Below are 16,410 nucleotides of genomic sequence, written 5' to 3'. Positions count from 1 at the left end.
TGTGCCTCCCTAGAAGCAGTACTCACACGAGGTGGGGCTGCAACCACTGACGCAGCTGTGACCCCTGCATCGCGCCGGCCTGGCGTGCCACCTCACGCCCGCCCTTGAACACGATCAGGGTGGGAATGCTGCGGATGCCGAAGCGCCCGGCCAAAGCCTGTTCCGCCTCGGTATCGAGCTTGGCGAAGCGCATGCGCGGCTCCAGCTCGCGGGCCGCCTCGGCGAAGATCGGCGCCATCATCTTGCAGGGCCCGCACCAGCCGGCCCAGAAGTCCACCACCACCGGCAGTTCGCTGCGCTCCACCAGGGCCCGGAAGTTGGCCGAGCTCAGCGCCACCGGCTCGCCGGTAAAGAGTGGCTGCTTGCACTTGCCGCAGGTGGGATCGTCGTTCAGGCGCGCCCGGCTGACGCGGTTGACGGCGTGGCAGTGGGGGCATCCCAGGGTCAGGGAATCGGACATGGTGGAGTCTCCAGGTAGAAAATCATCTCACTCGAATATGGCGCCTGCCCGCCTCCCCTTCAAGCGACATGCCGTCGCGCCTTCCTGAGGCCACCCCGAGTTGCCATGCGGGTACCTTGCCCGACCGCTATGGTCGGCGCATGCTGCCCTCCTTCCCTGTCTGTCGAGACCCGCGATGCCTTCACCAGTGGCTCATGAGTGCGACATTCCGCCCGACACTGGACGGTGAGGGAGTTGACCCAGGTCAGGGTCGCGGGCCAGCCCGGGCCCTAGCATATCGCGCTACCGAATACCCTGATAACCACATTGAGACTTACGCGATGCACAAGGATTGGAAGAAGACCACCCAGGACCTTTCTGCCCTCATGCAGGAGGTCCGCAAGGGCGTTCCCGAGGTCGCCAAGGGCTTTACCCAGATGGCCAAGGGGGCCAACGTCGATGGCGCCCTCTCCCACAAGCACAAGGAGCTGATGGCCCTGGCCATCGGCATCAGCACCCGCTGCGAGGGCTGTATCGCCTTCCACGCCAAGGCGGCCGCGGAGCTCGGCGCCAGCCGTGACGAGATCATGGAAACCATCGGCGTGGGCATCTACATGGGTGGCGGCCCGGCCTTCACCACCGGCGCCCAGGCGCTGGAAGCCTACGACACATTCGCCGCCGAGCGCGGCTGAGCAACCTAGCCGAACAGCCCCAGCTGGCGATCGACCAGGGCAGCGAAGTCGTCGCCCACGAAGGGCAGGATGGCATCCGCCACGGGCTGCAGCTGGCGGTTCAGGTAGTGGTCGATATCGATGGGCGAGTGCCATGCCTCCAGTGGTTGCGGGCCGGCCACGGTGATCACGTAGCGAATCCAGCCACCACGCTGATAGCGGCGCGGCCGGCCCAGCCGATCATTCTCGGCATCGGCCAGGCGGGCCGCCCGAACATGGGGCGGCACGTTGCGTCGGTACTCCTCCAGGCGACGCCGCAGACGCTTGCGGTAGACCAGCCGCTCATCCAGCGACGTGCCTCTGGCGCCTTCGATAAAGGCAGCCACGTAGCCACGCACGTAGTCCCGGTACGGCTCCTCCTGGAAGATGCGCCGGTATAGCTCGCGCTGGAACTGTTGCGCCAGTGGTGTCCAGTCGCTGCGTACCGTCTCCATGCCCTTGAAGACGACCCACTCCTCCCCTGCTGGGTCGCGCACCAGTCCAGCATAGCGCTTCTTGCTGCCCGCCTCGGCACCACGGATCGTGGGCATCAGGAAGCGTCGATAGTGGGTCTCGAACTGCAGCTCCAGGGCACTGGCCAGGCCATATTCGACGTCCAGATGGTCACGCCACCAGGCGTTGACGTGGTTCACGAGTGCCTTTCCGATTGCCGCGGCGTCGGCCTCCTCGCAGGCCCGCCCGAGCCAGACGAAGGTAGAGTCGGTGTCGCCATAAATAACGGTATATCCCTTATCCTCGATCAGTTCACGCGTCCGCTGCATGATCTCGTGCCCGCGCAGGGTGATCGACGAGGCGAGACGTGCATCGAAGAAGCGACAGCCCCGGGAGCCCAACACGCCGTAGAAGCTGTTCATGATGATCTTCAGCGCCTGAGAGAGCGGCACGTTGCCCTCCGCCTTGGCCACCTCGCGACCCGCCCAGACCCGTTCGACGATGGCCGGCAGTGCATGGCGGGTGCGCGAGAAGCGTGCGCCGCGAAAACCCGGCACCGAGGCTGCGTCAGAGGGCTCGGCCAACCCCGCCACCAGCCCCGCCGGGTCGATCAGGAAGCTGCGAATGATCGAGGGATAGAGGCTCTTGAAGTCGAGCACCAGCACCGAATCGTAAAGCCCCGGACGGGAATCCATCACGAAGCCACCGGGGCTCTCCGCTACTTCTCCCTCACCGAAGTTGGGTGCCACCCATCCCAGCCGGTGCAGCCGCGGCAGGTAGAGGTGGGTAAAGGCCGCCACCGAGCCGCCGCTGCGGTCGGCGGGCAGGCCGGTCACCGTGGCCCGCTCCAGCAGGAAGGTCAGCAGCTCGGTCCTGGCGAAGATGCGAGTGACAAGCTCACAATCCTTGAGGTTGTAGCGGGCAAGCGCCGGCTTGTCCTCGGCGAACATGCGCAGGATATCGTCGAGGCGCCGGTAGGGATCCTCGATCGCCTTGCCCTCGCCGAGCAGTGTCTGGGCCACGTTCTCCAGGCTGAAGGAGGGGAAGCTCCAGGTAGCCGAACGCAGCGCCTCGATGCCATCGATGATCAGCCGCCCCTCGGCAGCGGCAAAGAGATGGCTGGGCTGGTGGCCATGGGCGCGCAGCTCGAGTTGTGCCCCACCGCGCCCGAGCCTCAGCGGCACTCCCAACTGCCGGGCATGCTCGTACAGCAGACGCAGGTCGAACTGCACCAGGTTCCAGCCGATGATGGCATCGGGATCGAACTCCGCGAACCAGGCGTTGAGCCGTTCGAGAAGCTCGCCTCGGGTGGCGCAGTAATCAAGACAAAAGTCCCGCTCGCCCGCCTCGCCGTTGGCCGGCCCCAGCATGTAGACCTGGCGCTGCCCACAGCCTTCCAGGGCAATGGAGTAGAGCTCACCCCGGGCACTGGTCTCGATATCCAGCGAGACCGTGCGAAGACGTGGGCGGTAGTCGGGGGCCGGGCGCAGGCGCGCCTCGACCAGGCCACCCTCTCCGTCCGGCGCACCCTGCACCTCCACAGGCGCGGTGATGAACCGCTCCATCAGATAGCGCTCCGGGGGACGGATGTCGGCCTCGTAGAGCGTGACGCCAACCTCCTGCAGGCGACGCTCCGCCGCCTGCAGCTGACGATAGTGCCGCGCATATAGCCCAAGGACCGGTCGGTGCCGAAAGTCTTTCATCTCGAGGCCACGCAGCTCGAGGCCCGGTTCGCTACCGACCACCGATTCGGCCTCGGCACGCTGCTCAGCCGGCAGGAAGGCCACCGCGTGCTGCACCGGCAGGGTGACGCACAGTGGCCCCTCATAGGTGGCCAGCCACAGCCACACCCGGATGCCCTCGGCGGCATCCTGCCAGTGGCTCGTCAGGATGAAACCTTGTCGACTCGGCAAAGGGCTACCCCAGGGCGACCAGTCGCCGCAGCCCTGCCGCGGAATCCGCCATGGCCAGCCAGGTCACGGCGCCGAGATTCAAGGCAACGCACCCCCAGAGGATCATCCCGAACGGCTGCTTACGGGTCTTGTGGCGAAACCAGCGCCGCGCCAGCAGGGCACCGGGCCAGCCTCCCACCAGGGCGACAAGCTGCAGGGTCGACTCGCGGATGCGTCGCCGATCCCGGCGCGCCGCGGTCTTGTCGATGCCATACAGGCCCAGGGCCACCAGGCTTGCCAGCAGGTAGACACCGAGTATCCAGATCATCGCGTTAACCTCACCTTGGGCATGCGAGTGCCGGGTTGATTGGAAGAGGGAGCCTACCGCACTCCATGGCCGGGAAGCAGCTCGAGAGGGATCATGCCGAATTGGCATGGCATGGGAAGTGCGTGTCGATACCGCAGCGCAGCATCACATGCTATAAGGAAGGAGCTTTCCCACCCTTCCCTTCCTTCCCAGGACACACTGCCATGCCTACCGGCTGTCACCCTTCAGCCTGGCCGCGGAACCTCCGCCGGCCGGGTCTTCTGCTGTCCGTCGTTCCCGTTCTGCTGCTTGCCAGCGCTCCCGCCCATGCCGCCACCGGCCCCCTGGACCTGACCGGGTCGCTTGCCGGGTTCGTGGCGGTGGCGCTGTTCATCCTCGCCTATGCACTCGTCATGGGCGAGGAGAAGCTGCATATGCGCAAGTCCAAGCCGGTGCTGATCGCCGCCGGCCTGATCTGGGCGCTGATCGGCTGGGTCTATGTGCAGGCCGGCATGCCCATTGATGCCGAACACGCCTTTCGCGAGACGCTGCTCGAGTTCACCGAGCTGATGCTGTTCCTGCTGGTGGCGATGACCTATATCAACGCCATGGAGGAGCGCCGGGTGTTCGACGCCCTGCGCGCCTGGATGGTGCGCAAGGGTTTCAGCTATCGCCAGCTGTTCTGGATCACCGGCGGCCTGGCCTTCGTGATCTCCCCCATCGCCGACAACCTGACCACCGCCATGCTGATGTGCGCGGTGGTGATCAAGGTGGCCGTGGGCGACAAGCGCTTCATCAACATGGCGTGCATCAATATCGTGGTAGCGGCCAACGCCGGCGGCGCCTTCAGCCCCTTCGGCGATATCACCACCCTGATGGTGTGGCAGGCCGGCATGGTCAAGTTCTACGAGTTCTTCGCTCTGCTTGGCCCCTCGCTGGTCAACTTCCTGGTACCCGCCCTCGCCATGAGCCTGTTCATCGGCAATCGCACCCCGGAGGGTGTGCAGGAGGAGGTGGAACTCAAGCGTGGCGCACGCCGCATCGTGCTGCTCTTCCTGCTCACCGTGGCCACCGCCGTGGCCTGCCACAGCCTGCTGCACCTTCCGCCGGTGCTGGGCATGATGACGGGCCTGGGCTACCTGCAGTTCTTCGGCTTCTTCCTGCGCCGTACCCTGCCCCGCTCACTGGAACGCAAGCGCGCCCGCTACACGCGCCTGGGCGACGACAAGCGTCTGGCCCAGCTCGGCAGCGTGTTGCCCTTCGATGTCTTCAACCGTGTTGCGCGCGCCGAGTGGGACACCCTGCTGTTCTTCTACGGCGTGGTAATGTGCGTGGGGGGCCTGGGGTTCATGGGCTATCTCGGCCTGCTCTCCGAGGCGCTCTACACCGGCTGGGACGCCACCTGGGCCAACATCGCCCTGGGCCTGATCTCGGCGGTGGTGGACAACATCCCGGTGATGTTCGCGGTGCTGACCATGCAGCCGGAGATGTCCCACGGCCACTGGCTGCTGATCACCCTGACCGCCGGCGTCGGTGGCAGCCTGCTCTCCATCGGCTCCGCCGCCGGGGTGGCACTGATGGGCCAGGCCCGCGGCTACTACACCTTCGCTGGCCACTTGCGCTGGGCGCCGGTAATCGCCCTGGGGTATGTTGCCAGCATCCTGGTGCACCTGTGGCTCAATGCCGGGAGCTTCCAGGTCTACGGGTAGCAACGGGTTGCCGTGATTTTCCTCGGACCGCATGATGAAGGCTGGCGGTGAGGCGGCGCGGATCGACGCCCTGCGCCCGCTGCTCGCCCCGTTGGCCTTGCGTGTCACCCACATGGGCCCGGTGGGCGCCCAGCTGCTGCGCGCCCACGCCATCCGCGGCCATGCCGAACACGACCCGGCGACTCTGGTGGAGGCCTACCGCCCTCGACAATGAAACATTCACTCATCCGCTCGAATAATGGCTTTTCGGAAGCGCCAAAAAAGGTATAGTTTCTACTCATGACCAGCTTCGAGTATGACCCTCGAAAAAGCGAGGCGAATCGTGACAAGCACGGCATCGATTTTGTCGAGGCGCAGCTGCTCTGGCAGGACCCCGACCTGCTCGAGATACCGGCAAAGTCGACCGATGAGCCTCGTTACGTGGTCATCGGCAGGATTGGTGAGAAACACTGGTCCGGTATCATCACCTACCGCGGGGCTCGAATCCGTTTTATCTCCGTCAGGCGGGCCCGCAGCAGAGAGGTTGAGTTATATGAAAGCGACTGAACTCGACAGGTGCTTCGATGACGGTGACGACATCACCGAAGAGCTGGATCTGGACAACGCCAGACGCCCCCTCAGGAAACAGAAGCGCGTCAATGTCGACTTCCCTACCTGGATGATCGACTCTCTGGATCGCGAGGCAGCTCGGCTGGGGGTGACACGACAATCGATCATCAAGATCTGGCTGGCCGAGAGGCTCGAGCAGCATCAGCCTCATTAATCCACCACCATGGCGGCCTTCCTGCTCTCCGACGAGGCAGGCTTCATCACCGGCCAGAATCTGGTGGTGGACGGTGGCATGCTGCTCTATGCGGAGTAGTGCACCGCCAGCCAGGCAGTCGCCTGCTGAGGATCCGTCCACTTCACACGGTGCCGGCAGTGGGCCGGGATCGTGAGATGGTCGCCCGGGCCGAGCCTCACCGACTCGCCATTCTCGAAGGCCACCACTCCCTGGCCCTTGAGCACCAGCACCCACTCGTGGCGCGGCTGGTCGTACCAGCCGGTATCGGGCGAGGTATGGCCGCGCGACACGATGCCCTCGTCGATGGCGCGCTTGAGCGCGAAGGAGGGCCCGCCCACGTCGCGCACGCTGGTCACCCGCGCATCAGGGTGCGCTCCACCTCCCGGGCCGCCACCAGGTGCACATAGCCCACGTCAGCGGTCATCGCCGCCACCTGGGTGATAGCGGCCAGGGTGGTGTGCCAGTGGGCATCGATCAGCCCCGGCATCACCACACGGCCACCGCAATCGATCACCTCGGCCCCCTCGGGGTCGGCATCACCGGGCAGGATGGCCTCGATACGCCCCTCCACCACCCGCACCGCCAAGTTGTCGCGCAGCGGCGAACCGCTGCCGTCGAACAGCCTCAGGTGGGTCAGCAGCAGCGGTCCCTCGCGCTCCCGTGACTTCTCCCCACCGCGAAGGGGGCATGAAGGCCGGCAAACAGCGCCATGAGGGCGGCCGTGCCACCCAGAAAGTGGCGGCGGCTGATCTCCGCCATCATCCGCTCATGGAAGCGCTGCAGCAGCGGGGAGCCGCAACAACAGGCCCCATGGTCGTGATGAGTCGCAGGCGAAAGCGGTGGCAAGGGGCGCACGGCAGGCAGCATGAGGGATTCCTTGTCTGGGTGGCCGGTCGATGCCGTCTCCACTGGCGGGCATGGCGTGTCAGCGGGATGGGACCCCGCCAGGGGGGGCGACTGGTCTTGAGCGGCATCAAGGCTTGCCACCCACTTCCTTAGATCTCATTAAATTAGTCCGAAATCCTGGCCGGCGCCATGGCCGACCCTTCCTTCGCCGGCCTCGTCCCTTCACGCTCCGGGTGCGCCGCCTGAAGAGGGCCTTTTCCAGTTCCACCAGGAAGAAGAGCACCACGCCGAAGGCCAGGATGCCGCCCCACTCCATCGCACCCAGGGGTGCGGTGCCGAACAGGAACTGAAGCGGTGGCATAAAGGGGAAGCGCGCCTTGGCGGACACGCCGAGTTGCCGAAAAACCCGTCCATCACGCATGCTGCCTCTCAGTCCACTTCGCCAGGAGACCCTCCATGCCCCACCCCACGCTCGGCTTCATCGGCCTCGGCCTGATGGGCGACCCCATGACCCGCCGCCTGCTCGACGCCGGCTTCGAGGTCACCGTCTGGAACCGCACCCCCGCCAAGGCAGAGACGTTGGGCAGCGCCGGAGCCAGGGTCGCCGGCTCCATTGGCGAGCTGGTGCAGAAAGTGGACGTGGTGATGCTCTGCCTGGCCAATACCGAGGTAGTGGAAGCCGTGGTGTTCGGCGAGGGCGGCGTGGCGGAGCATGGCCACCACGGCCAGACCCTGATCGACTTCTCGAGCAGCGACCCCGAGGCGACCCGTGACTTCGCCGTGAGGCTCGAGGAACGCTGCGGCATGGCCTGGGTCGACTGCCCGGTCTCCGGGGGCGTGGCCGGCGCCGAGGCGGGGAGCCTGGTGATGATGGCCGGCGGTGAGGCGGCGCGGATCGACGCCCTGCGCCCGCTGCTCGCCCCACTGGCCACGCGGGTGACCCATATGGGCCCTGTGGGTGCCGGCCAGGTCACCAAGGTGTGCAACCAGATGGTGGTGGGCTGTCAGGCCGCGGTGCTCGCCGAGATGGTGGCACTCGCCGAGGCCAGCGGCGTGGAAGCCGGCCGATTGACCGAGGCGCTGGCAGGCGGCTTCGCGGACTCCACCCCCTTCCGGATCCTCACCCCGCGCATGGCGGCGAGCGACTTCGCCGACCCGCCCTGGCACCTGCGTACCCTGCTCAAGGACCTGGACATGGCGGTGGCCCAGAGCCGCCGCAGCGCCAGCGCCACGCCCATGAGCGGCCTGGCCGCCCAGCTGCTGCGCGCCCACGCCACCCGCGGCCATGCCGAGCACGACCCGGCGACCCTGGTGGAGGCCTACCGCCCCGCCCGCAAGGGGAGCGGCGCATGAGCGAACCCCGCGTGATCTATCTCACCGGCGGCGCCCAGGGCATCGGCCTGGGCATCGCCGAGCACCTGCTCGGCCGCGGTTACCGCGTGGCGCTGACCGATATCGACGCCGAGGCGGTGGCCGAGTGCCGCGAGCGCCTCGCACATCCCGACCGCCTGCTGACTATGGTCTCGGACGTGCGCGACGAGCGCCAGGTGGCCGAGAGCCTCGACAGGACGGTGGCCCTCTTCGGCCGGCTCGACGGTGTGATCCACAATGCCGGCCTGGCCGACCCCTTCCAGGGCCCGGTGGAGAGGCTGTCTCTCGACACCTGGCAGGCCTACCTCGACACCAACCTCACCGGGGCGATGCTCTGTGCCAAGCACGCCGCGCCCCACCTGCGCACAAGCCGCGGCGCCATGGTGCTGATGGCCTCCACCCGGGCGCTACAGTCGGAACCCGACACCGAAGCCTATGCCGCCAGCAAGGGCGGCGTGGTGGCGCTCACCCACGCCCTGGCGGTCAGCCTGGGCCCCGAGATTCGCGTCAACGCCATCAGCCCGGGATGGATCGAGGTCGGCGACAAGCAGAAGGCGGCCAGGCGTACGCCCGTCGAGCATCGCGATATCGATCGCGACCAGCACCCGGTCGGGCGCGTGGGGCGCCCCGAGGATATCGCCGCCATGGCGGCCTTCCTGCTCTCCGACGAGGCAGGCTTCATCACCGGCCAGAACCTGGTGGTGGACGGCGGCATGACCCGGCGGATGTTCTACGCGGAATAGTGCACCGCCAGCCAGACGGTGGCCTGCTGAGGATCCGTCCACTTCACACGGTGTCGGCGGTGGGCCGGGATCGTCAGATGGTCGCCCGGCGCCAGCTCGACCTCCTCCCCCGAGGCGAATGCGAGCACCGCCCGCCCCTGCAGCACCGTCACCCACTCGTGCTGCGGCTGGTCATACCAGCCCTCCTCCGGTGAGGTGTGGCCACGGGAGACGATGCGCTCGATGCGCACGTCCTTGCCGGCCTCCAGCTCATCGAACTGCTCGGCTGCCATGATGCCTGGAGGCAATGCAAAAATATTGTGCCGCATGATGTCTGCTCTGGGGTGTGAGGTTGCCAGCCAGCAAGTCTACAACTAGACTACATATAAATAGTCTAACTGTAGACTTTTTAATGGACTACAAGACCGCACAGCTACGATTTGAGCACTGGCGTCAGGTGGGGAAATACATCTTCCTGGTTCAAGACCTGGCCAAGCTATTTCCTGAAGATAGCCCCAAAACACGCAAGGAGGGCCTCAACCGGCTGGTCAAGCAGGGCTTGCTGGTGCGCGCCTGCCGCGGAGTATACGTCTACCCACATGGCGACGGAGGCGATATCCATATCCTTGAACGCCTAGCCGCCGCCTTGCGCAGGGGCGAGTACAACTACCTCAGCCTGGAGTCTGCCTTGTCGGAGTACGGTGCCATCTCCCAGATTCCGCTTGACCGCTTGACTGTCATGACGACCGGACGCAGCGGGACCTATCGAACCCCCTTCGGCACTATCGAGTTCACACATACCAAGCGCCCCGTGCGTGAGCTGCTGATGCGCATGGTTGATGCTGGGCGACCGCTGCGCGTTGCCACTCGCGAGGCGGCCTGGTCCGACCTCAAGCGTGTAGGGCGCAATTGCCACCTGGTCGATATGGAGGCCCTGCATGCGGATTGAACCCGAAGATTTCGAAACACTGGTGGAAAGAGCCATGCGGGCCAGCGGGCTAAAGGCCATGCGCCCGGTGATCGAGAAGGAGCTTCTGCATTACGACATGCTCTTCGCACTCGACCAGAAGGGCCTGCTCGAGAACCTCACTTTTCAGGGAGGCACCTCGCTGCGACTCTGTCACGGCGCCTCACGATTCAGTGAGGATCTGGACTTCGTCGGTGGTCGCCAGTTCGCCTCCGCGCAGATGGCCGATATCAAGCGATGTCTCGAGCATTACGTCGGGAAACGCTACCAGTTGACGGTTAACGTCAAGCAACCTGCCGAACTACGGCAGGAGCCGCACTATGCGGATGTGCGAGTCGATAAATGGCAGTTATCCGTAGTGACGGCTCCGGCACGCCGCGACATTCCCCAACAGCGCATCAAGCTGGAAATTGCCAATGTGCCGGCCTATACACGGGAACCTCGCCCACTGCAGCTCAACTATGACTTCCTTCCGGATGGTTACCGCGACACACTGGTAATGATGGAAACCCTCGACGAGGTCATGGCCGACAAGCTGGTATCGCTGGTCAACAACCAGCGTTATATCCGCCATCGAGATATCTGGGATCTCGCCTGGCTAGCCCAACAGGGCGCCAAGGTCGAGGTCGATCTTGTCCGGAGAAAGCTCGAGGATTACCGAGTGGAACATTACCTCGAGAGGGCCAAACAACGACAGGCTCAGCTTTCCGACATCGTGCAGAGCCGTCCGTTTCTCGAGGAAATGCTGCGCTTCCTGCCCCAGGGCGTGCTCGACCGCACTCTCTCCAAGGCCAGGTTTTCAACCTACCTCGCCACTACTGTCGCGGAGCTGATCAACCGGGTAGTCCAGCAACTGGATAGCGGTCGGATCTCCGAGGCTGCCCCGCCATTTCCCATGTAGGCCGATATTTGTCCCCGCCCTGCCCCTTCCGTACACTCGTTTGATCCCCATTGACCCGCTGACGACAAGCCGAGGCAAGACTCATGGCGTTTGATTCCACTTCCACCTATGTGGCCACCGAGGCCCTCAAGCAGGCGGTCAACGCCGCCGTGACCCTGGAGCGTCCGCTGCTGATCAAGGGCGAGCCGGGCACCGGCAAGACCCTGCTCGCCGAGGAGCTGGCGGCATCATTAGGTACCGAGCTGCACACCTGGCATATCAAGTCCTCCACCAAGGCCGCCCAGGGGCTCTACGAGTACGATGCGGTGAGCCGCCTGCGCGACTCCCAACTCGGGGTCGAGGGGGTGGAGAACGTCGCCAACTACATCAGGCCCGGCAAGCTGTGGGACGCCTTCACCGCCGACGAGCGGGTGGTGCTGCTGATCGACGAGATCGACAAGGCGGACATCGAATTCCCCAACGACCTGCTCCAGGAGCTGGATCGCATGGAGTTCCATGTCTACGAGACCGGCGAGACCATCCGCGCGAAACACCGCCCGATCATCGTCATCACCTCCAACAACGAGAAGGAGCTCCCCGACGCCTTCCTGCGCCGCTGCTTCTTCCACTACATCGAGTTCCCCGACCGCGAGACCATGCAGGCGATCGTCGACGTGCACTTCCCCGAGATCGCCCCGAAGCTGGTCGGCGAGGCGCTGGAGGTGTTCTTCGAGCTGCGCCAGGCACCGGGACTCAAGAAGAAGCCATCGACCTCGGAGCTGGTGGACTGGCTGAAACTGTTGATGGCCGACGACCTGGCCCGGGAGGCGCTCTACCAGCGCGACCCCGCCAAGGCGATCCCGCCGCTGGCCGGGGCACTGGTCAAGAACGAGCAGGACACCCAGTTACTGGAGCGGCTGGCCTTTATGATGCGCCGCCAGGGCAACCAGAGGCGCTGACCCATGTTTATCGGCCTGTTCGAGACCCTCAAGCGCGCCGGGGTGCCGGTATCGCTGCGCGAGCTGCTCGACCTCCACGCGGTGGTGGAGCGCGGCGTGGTGTTCGCCGACATGGAGGCCTTCTACCGCATCGCCCGCACCGTGATGGTCAAGGATGAGCGCCACTTCGACCGCTTCGATCGCGCCTTCGCCGCCTGGTTCGAGGGGCTGGAGAACCTGGATGCCGCTATCGAGGCGCTGATCCCCGACGACTGGCTGCGCCGGGAGTTCGAGAAGCAGCTCTCCGCGGAGGAGAAGGCGCAGATAGAGTCCCTGGGCGGGCTCGAGAAACTGATCGAGACCTTCAAGCAGCGCCTCGAGGAGCAGAAGGAGCGCCACGCCGGCGGCAACAAGTGGGTCGGTACCGGCGGCACCAGTCCCTTCGGCGCCTATGGCTACAACCCCGAGGGGATCCGCATCGGCCAGGATGGCTCACGCCACCGCCGCGCGGTGAAAGTATGGGACGAGCGCCGCTTCCGCGACTACGACGACTCCCTGGAGCTTGGCACCCGCAATATCAAGATGGCGCTACGCCGGCTGCGCAAGTTCGCACGCCAGGGGGCCGCGGAGGAATTCGATGTCGACGCCACCATCCGCGAGACGGCCCGGGACGCCGGCCTGCTCAACGTGCAGATGCGCCCCGAACGTCACAACGCGGTGAAGGTGCTGCTGCTCCTCGATGTGGGCGGCTCCATGGATGACCATATCCGCACCTGCGAGGAGCTCTTCTCGGCGGCGCGCTCGGAGTTCAAGCACCTGGAGGCCTACTACTTTCACAACTGCCCCTATGAGGGACTATGGCGCGACAACTCCCGTCGCCGACATGAGCGCATCCCGACGCTGGACTTGCTGCACACCTATGGCGATGACTACCAGGTGGTGATCGTCGGTGACGCCGCCATGTCGCCGTACGAGATCACCCATCCCGGCGGCAGTGTGGAGCACTTCAACGACGAGACCGGGGCCGTGTGGCTCAAGCGCCTGGCGGACAAGTTCCCGCGCCTGGCTTGGCTCAACCCCATGCCGCCGCGCGCCTGGGATTACACCCACTCCACCCAGCTGATCCGCCAGCTGATCGATGACCGCATGTACCCCATGACCCTCGAGGGGCTGGAGAACGCCATGCGGGAGCTGGCCCGGTAGGCTATTTATACCCCATATGGGCTACTTATCATGAATATAACCTTTAAGGGCTATTAGATTGAAAAATAGCCCATTAGGGCTATACTCCAGGCAGGCACCTCCGGAGAATAACGCCATGCCACAGCGCATCGCGGTGCTGACCGGCGACGTCATCGACTCGCGCAAGGTCGAGGACCGGCCCCGCCTCTACCGTCTGCTGGATGACAGCCTCGCCGAGCTGGCCTCTCGGCACGGCGGCCACGGCGAACGCTTCCGGGGCGACGGCTTTCAGCTTGCTCTGCCGCAGGCGGCGCCGGCCATGGAAGCGGCGGTGGCCCTGCGAGCGGCGCTGATCGAGCACTCCGAAACCCATCAGCGGTGGGATGCCCGGATTGCCGTGGCGGCCGGGCCAGCCGAGCACGGTATTGCGGCGGCCGACGGCGCCACCTTCGTCGCATCGGGGCGCGCCCTGGATGCCCTGGCCGATGGCGTCGCCCATCTCTCGCTGACCCGGCTCGAGGCACCCGAGGATCACGGCCTCGCCCTGCTGGTACGCTTTATCGACGACATGATCAACGGCTGGTCGCCCTACTCCGCCGAGGTCGTCGGCCTGAGCCTGCGCCATGACGCCTCCCAGCAGGCCCTGGCCGAGCGTCTCGGCATCCGCCAGCCCAGCGTGCACAAGCGCCTGCGTGTCGCCCGCTGGGCCCTGCTCTCCGACTCCCTCGACTACCTGCGTGAGCGCCTCGCCGAGCAGGAGGAAAGGCCATGAGCTTCGATCCCCTGTCGCTGCTTATGGGACTGCTCCTCGCCCATCTCGTGGGCGACTTCCTGCTACAGCCATCCGCCTGGGTGGCGGAGCGCTATCGACTGCGCCACCGCTCGAAGCACCTGCTCCAGCATGCCGGGCTGCATGGCCTGCTCGCCGGGGGCGTGCTGCTGGCGGCAAGTGCCGCCCAGCCCAGGGGGCTGGCCGCGGTGGCGACCGGAAGTCTGGCGTTGGCCGCCAGCCACTGGATGATCGACCTGGTCAAGGCCCGGCTGCCGGCCGGCGAGCTGCGCTGGTTCCTGCTCGACCAGGCCGCCCATCTGCTGGTGCTGGTGGGGCTCTGGCTGGCCTGGCTGGGCAACCTGGCACCGCTGCGCGAGCTTGCTGCCTGGCTGGTCTCGCCGACGGTACTGGGGACGGCGGCCGCCTACCTGCTGGTAACACGACCGCTGTCCATCGCCATCGCCATGGTGATGCAGCGCTGGAGCGAGCAGCTCGAGGAGACCGGCACCCTGGCCAGCGCCGGGGCGCGCATCGGCGTGCTGGAGCGGCTGCTGGTGCTGACCCTGGTGCTGCTGGACCAGCTCACCGCGGTCGGCTTCCTGCTCGCCGCCAAGTCGGTGCTGCGCTTCGGCGATCTGCGCGACTCCCCCGACCGCAAGCTCACCGAATACGTGCTGCTCGGCACCCTGCTGAGCGTCTCCACCACCCTGGTGCTGGGCATGCTGGTGCGCCTGCTGCTGTTTCAGGCCTGAACCGGCCGGTCAGGCGCCCACGGCCTCGACACCTTCCTCCTGGAGGCTGCGCATATGGCCATCACGCTCCACGGCGATATGCCACGACAGCGCCTGCTCCAGGCAGTGCGGCGTGTGACCGCCACGCCGACAGGCCTCCTCGAAATAGCGACGCAGCGCCGGGCGATAGAGTGGGTCGGCACACTGCTCGATCACCCGCTCGGCGCGCTCCCGCGGCGCCAGGCCACGCAGGTCGGCCAGCCCATGCTCGGTCACCAGCACATCCACATCGTGCTCGGTATGGTCCACGTGGCTGACGAAGGGCACCACGCTGGAGAGATCGCCGCCCTTGGCCACCGACTTGGTGACGAACACCGAGAGCTGGGCGTTGCGCGCGAAGTCACCGGAGCCACCGATGCCGTTCATCATCCTGGTGCCGCCCACATGGGTAGAGTTGACGTTGCCGTAGATATCCACCTCCAGCGCCGTGTTTACGGCGATGATGCCCAGGCGGCGCACGATCCCCGGGTGGTTGGAGAGCTCCTGGGGGCGCAGGATCAGGCGATCGCGATAGGCGTCCAGGTTCGACCAGACCCGCTCGCCACACGCCTCGGAGAGGGTGATGGAGCAGCCGGAGGCGAAGTCGAGCTTACCGGCATCCAGCAGGTCGAAGGTGGAATCCTGCAGCACCTCGGAGTACATGGTGAGGTGCTCGAAGGGACCCTCGGCCAGCCCGCTCATCACCGCATTGGCCATGGTGCCGATGCCGGCCTGGAGCGGCAGCAGGGAGGGGGCAAGACGCCCCGCACTCACCTCATCGGAGAAGAAGCGGATCAGGTGATCGGCGATATGTCGGGTATCGGCGTCCGGCGGCAGCACCGTGGAGGGACTGTCCTTGCCGCGGGTGACGACGATGGCGGCGATCTTCTCCGGATCGATCGGTATATAGGGCGTGCCGATGCGCGAGTCGGGCGCCACCACTGGAATCGGCGGGCGCGTGGGCCGCATCTGGGGGATATAGATATCGTGCAGCCCCTCCATCTCGGCAGGCGAGTCGAGGTTGAGCTCGATGATCACCTTGTCGGCGAGGATCGCGTAGCTGGCCGAGTTGCCCACCGAGGTGGTGGGCACGATACCGCCCTCCTCGGTGATCGCGCAGGCTTCCACCACGGCCACGTCGAGCTCGGCCAGCTGGCGGTTGCGCAGCAGTTCCACCGTCTCGGAGAGATGCTGGTCGATAAACATCACCCGGCCGTCGTTGATGGCGCGGCGCAGGGTGGCGTCGACCTGGAACGGCATACGCCGTGACAGCACGTTGGCATCGGTGAGCAGCTTGTCCAGGTCGTTGCCCAGCGAGGCCCCGGTCATCAGGGTGATCGAGAACGGGTCCAGGGCGGCGCGCTCGGCCAGTGCCCGCGGTACTTCCTTGGCCTCTCCGGCCCGGGTGAAGCCGCTCATGCCCACGGTCATGCCATCCTCGATCAGGGCAGAGGCCTCTTCGGCGGAGCACAGCTTGTCCTGCCAGCCGGGCCAGCGGCAGCGCGCTTCGATGGAATTCCTGTCCAGCTTGTCCAAGGTCGTCTCCTTTCACGATCGGCGGCGAGGCCGCAGAATTGGATCACGGCATGATGATTCCATGCTTTCTTTTAGCTTGCTAGATATAAGCGTGATCAAGTTGATCCGCATCAAGGCCCAGCGCAACGCCGG

General features: G+C 65.7%; 22 protein-coding genes. 14 read left to right on the top strand and 8 right to left on the bottom strand.

The window, feature by feature from the left end; genetic code table 11:
* Positions 1-22 precede the first annotated feature (22 nt).
* Positions 23-460, bottom strand: coding sequence for a thioredoxin TrxC (gene trxC, locus GRB96_RS03285; protein WP_161430477.1), 438 nt, complete (start codon positions 458-460; stop codon positions 23-25).
* Between the two features lie 320 nt (positions 461-780).
* Between trxC and GRB96_RS03280 the strand changes: the two genes are divergently transcribed.
* Complete coding sequence (locus GRB96_RS03280; protein ID WP_161430475.1) at positions 781-1,131, top strand: carboxymuconolactone decarboxylase family protein; 351 nt, start codon at positions 781-783, stop codon at positions 1,129-1,131.
* A 5-nt stretch (positions 1,132-1,136) separates the two neighbouring features.
* On the opposite strand, the gene GRB96_RS03275 is transcribed toward GRB96_RS03280, so the two are convergent.
* Together GRB96_RS03275 and GRB96_RS03270 are read right to left on the bottom strand one after the other, a co-directional pair.
* Positions 1,137-3,515: a DNA polymerase II gene (locus tag GRB96_RS03275; RefSeq protein ID WP_161430472.1), complete on the bottom strand. Its 2,379-nt coding sequence runs from the start codon at positions 3,513-3,515 to the stop codon at positions 1,137-1,139.
* A gap of 4 nt (positions 3,516-3,519) precedes the next feature.
* Positions 3,520-3,822: a DUF1294 domain-containing protein gene (locus GRB96_RS03270; protein WP_161430470.1), complete on the bottom strand. Its 303-nt coding sequence runs from the start codon at positions 3,820-3,822 to the stop codon at positions 3,520-3,522.
* A gap of 203 nt (positions 3,823-4,025) precedes the next feature.
* On the opposite strand from GRB96_RS03270, the gene nhaD reads away from it, so the two are divergent.
* The 5 genes from nhaD (at position 4,026) to GRB96_RS03245 (ending at position 6,372) form a co-directional block, all read left to right on the top strand.
* Positions 4,026-5,510, top strand: a complete 1,485-nt coding sequence (gene nhaD / locus GRB96_RS03265; protein WP_161430468.1) for a sodium:proton antiporter NhaD — start codon at positions 4,026-4,028, stop codon at positions 5,508-5,510.
* Positions 5,511-5,544: 34 nt separating this feature from the next.
* A complete protein-coding gene (locus GRB96_RS03260; protein ID WP_240894115.1) occupies positions 5,545-5,724 on the top strand; it encodes a hypothetical protein in 180 nt (59 codons plus the stop codon).
* Between the two features lie 65 nt (positions 5,725-5,789).
* Positions 5,790-6,056 carry a BrnT family toxin gene (locus GRB96_RS03255; protein ID WP_161430466.1) on the top strand — a complete coding sequence of 89 codons (267 nt, stop codon included), beginning with the start codon at positions 5,790-5,792 and terminating at the stop codon, positions 6,054-6,056.
* Positions 6,043-6,273 (top strand): type II toxin-antitoxin system BrnA family antitoxin, encoded by a 231-nt coding sequence (gene brnA / locus GRB96_RS03250; protein ID WP_161430464.1) that lies wholly within the window; start codon positions 6,043-6,045, stop codon positions 6,271-6,273. The genes GRB96_RS03255 and brnA overlap by 14 nt, the downstream gene beginning before the upstream one ends.
* Positions 6,274-6,282: 9 nt before the next feature.
* Entirely contained in the window at positions 6,283-6,372 is a 90-nt protein-coding gene (locus GRB96_RS03245) for an SDR family oxidoreductase (protein WP_232910813.1), read from the top strand.
* Here the strand turns inward: GRB96_RS03245 and GRB96_RS15780 are convergent.
* The 3 genes from GRB96_RS15780 to GRB96_RS03230 all read right to left on the bottom strand — a co-directional run bounded on the left by GRB96_RS15780 (position 6,360) and on the right by GRB96_RS03230 (position 7,561).
* Positions 6,360-6,641, bottom strand: coding sequence for a cupin domain-containing protein (locus GRB96_RS15780; RefSeq protein ID WP_232910814.1), 282 nt, complete (start codon positions 6,639-6,641; stop codon positions 6,360-6,362). The genes GRB96_RS03245 and GRB96_RS15780 overlap by 13 nt on opposite strands.
* A gap of 5 nt (positions 6,642-6,646) precedes the next feature.
* Positions 6,647-6,865: an amidohydrolase family protein gene (locus GRB96_RS03235; RefSeq protein WP_161430459.1), complete on the bottom strand. Its 219-nt coding sequence runs from the start codon at positions 6,863-6,865 to the stop codon at positions 6,647-6,649.
* 402 nt (positions 6,866-7,267) lie between these two features.
* Positions 7,268-7,561 (bottom strand): cation transporting ATPase C-terminal domain-containing protein, encoded by a 294-nt coding sequence (locus GRB96_RS03230; RefSeq protein WP_161430458.1) that lies wholly within the window; start codon positions 7,559-7,561, stop codon positions 7,268-7,270.
* A 35-nt stretch (positions 7,562-7,596) separates the two neighbouring features.
* Between GRB96_RS03230 and GRB96_RS03225 the strand changes: the two genes are divergently transcribed.
* Positions 7,597-8,493, top strand: a complete 897-nt coding sequence (locus GRB96_RS03225) for an NAD(P)-dependent oxidoreductase (protein ID WP_161430456.1) — start codon at positions 7,597-7,599, stop codon at positions 8,491-8,493.
* The gene (locus GRB96_RS03220) at positions 8,490-9,254 is read left to right on the top strand and encodes an SDR family oxidoreductase (RefSeq protein ID WP_161430454.1); all 765 of its coding nucleotides are present in this window, start codon (positions 8,490-8,492) and stop codon (positions 9,252-9,254) included. The genes GRB96_RS03225 and GRB96_RS03220 overlap by 4 nt, the downstream gene beginning before the upstream one ends.
* On the opposite strand, the gene GRB96_RS03215 is transcribed toward GRB96_RS03220, so the two are convergent.
* A complete protein-coding gene (locus tag GRB96_RS03215) occupies positions 9,242-9,562 on the bottom strand; it encodes a cupin domain-containing protein (protein WP_161430452.1) in 321 nt (106 codons plus the stop codon). The two genes, GRB96_RS03220 and GRB96_RS03215, sit on opposite strands and share 13 nt — an antisense overlap.
* A gap of 83 nt (positions 9,563-9,645) precedes the next feature.
* Between GRB96_RS03215 and abiEi the strand changes: the two genes are divergently transcribed.
* From abiEi to GRB96_RS03185, 6 genes are all read left to right on the top strand, one after another.
* Positions 9,646-10,182 carry a type IV toxin-antitoxin system AbiEi family antitoxin gene (gene abiEi / locus GRB96_RS03210; RefSeq protein ID WP_161430450.1) on the top strand — a complete coding sequence of 179 codons (537 nt, stop codon included), beginning with the start codon at positions 9,646-9,648 and terminating at the stop codon, positions 10,180-10,182.
* Complete coding sequence (locus GRB96_RS03205; protein WP_161430447.1) at positions 10,172-11,101, top strand: nucleotidyl transferase AbiEii/AbiGii toxin family protein; 930 nt, start codon at positions 10,172-10,174, stop codon at positions 11,099-11,101. Before abiEi ends, GRB96_RS03205 begins: the two co-directional genes overlap by 11 nt.
* An 83-nt stretch (positions 11,102-11,184) precedes the next feature.
* On the top strand, positions 11,185-12,039 hold the full coding sequence (locus tag GRB96_RS03200) for an AAA family ATPase (protein WP_161430445.1): 855 nt from the start codon (positions 11,185-11,187) through the stop codon (positions 12,037-12,039).
* Positions 12,040-12,042: 3 nt separating this feature from the next.
* The gene (locus GRB96_RS03195; RefSeq protein ID WP_161430444.1) at positions 12,043-13,221 is read left to right on the top strand and encodes a vWA domain-containing protein; all 1,179 of its coding nucleotides are present in this window, start codon (positions 12,043-12,045) and stop codon (positions 13,219-13,221) included.
* A 115-nt stretch (positions 13,222-13,336) separates the two neighbouring features.
* On the top strand, positions 13,337-13,972 hold the full coding sequence (locus tag GRB96_RS03190) for a hypothetical protein (RefSeq protein ID WP_161430441.1): 636 nt from the start codon (positions 13,337-13,339) through the stop codon (positions 13,970-13,972).
* Positions 13,969-14,724: a DUF3307 domain-containing protein gene (locus GRB96_RS03185; RefSeq protein WP_161430439.1), complete on the top strand. Its 756-nt coding sequence runs from the start codon at positions 13,969-13,971 to the stop codon at positions 14,722-14,724. Before GRB96_RS03190 ends, GRB96_RS03185 begins: the two co-directional genes overlap by 4 nt.
* A 9-nt stretch (positions 14,725-14,733) precedes the next feature.
* Here the strand turns inward: GRB96_RS03185 and GRB96_RS03180 are convergent, their stop codons facing one another.
* The gene (locus tag GRB96_RS03180) at positions 14,734-16,278 is read right to left on the bottom strand and encodes an acetyl-CoA hydrolase/transferase family protein (protein ID WP_240894114.1); all 1,545 of its coding nucleotides are present in this window, start codon (positions 16,276-16,278) and stop codon (positions 14,734-14,736) included.
* Between the last annotated feature and the right edge of the window lie 132 nt (positions 16,279-16,410).

Source organism: Halomonas alimentaria (assembly GCF_009902005.1).
GTDB classification, from domain to species: Bacteria; Pseudomonadota; Gammaproteobacteria; order Pseudomonadales; family Halomonadaceae; genus Halomonas; species Halomonas alimentaria.
This window is presented reverse-complemented; position numbering and strand designations above follow the sequence as displayed.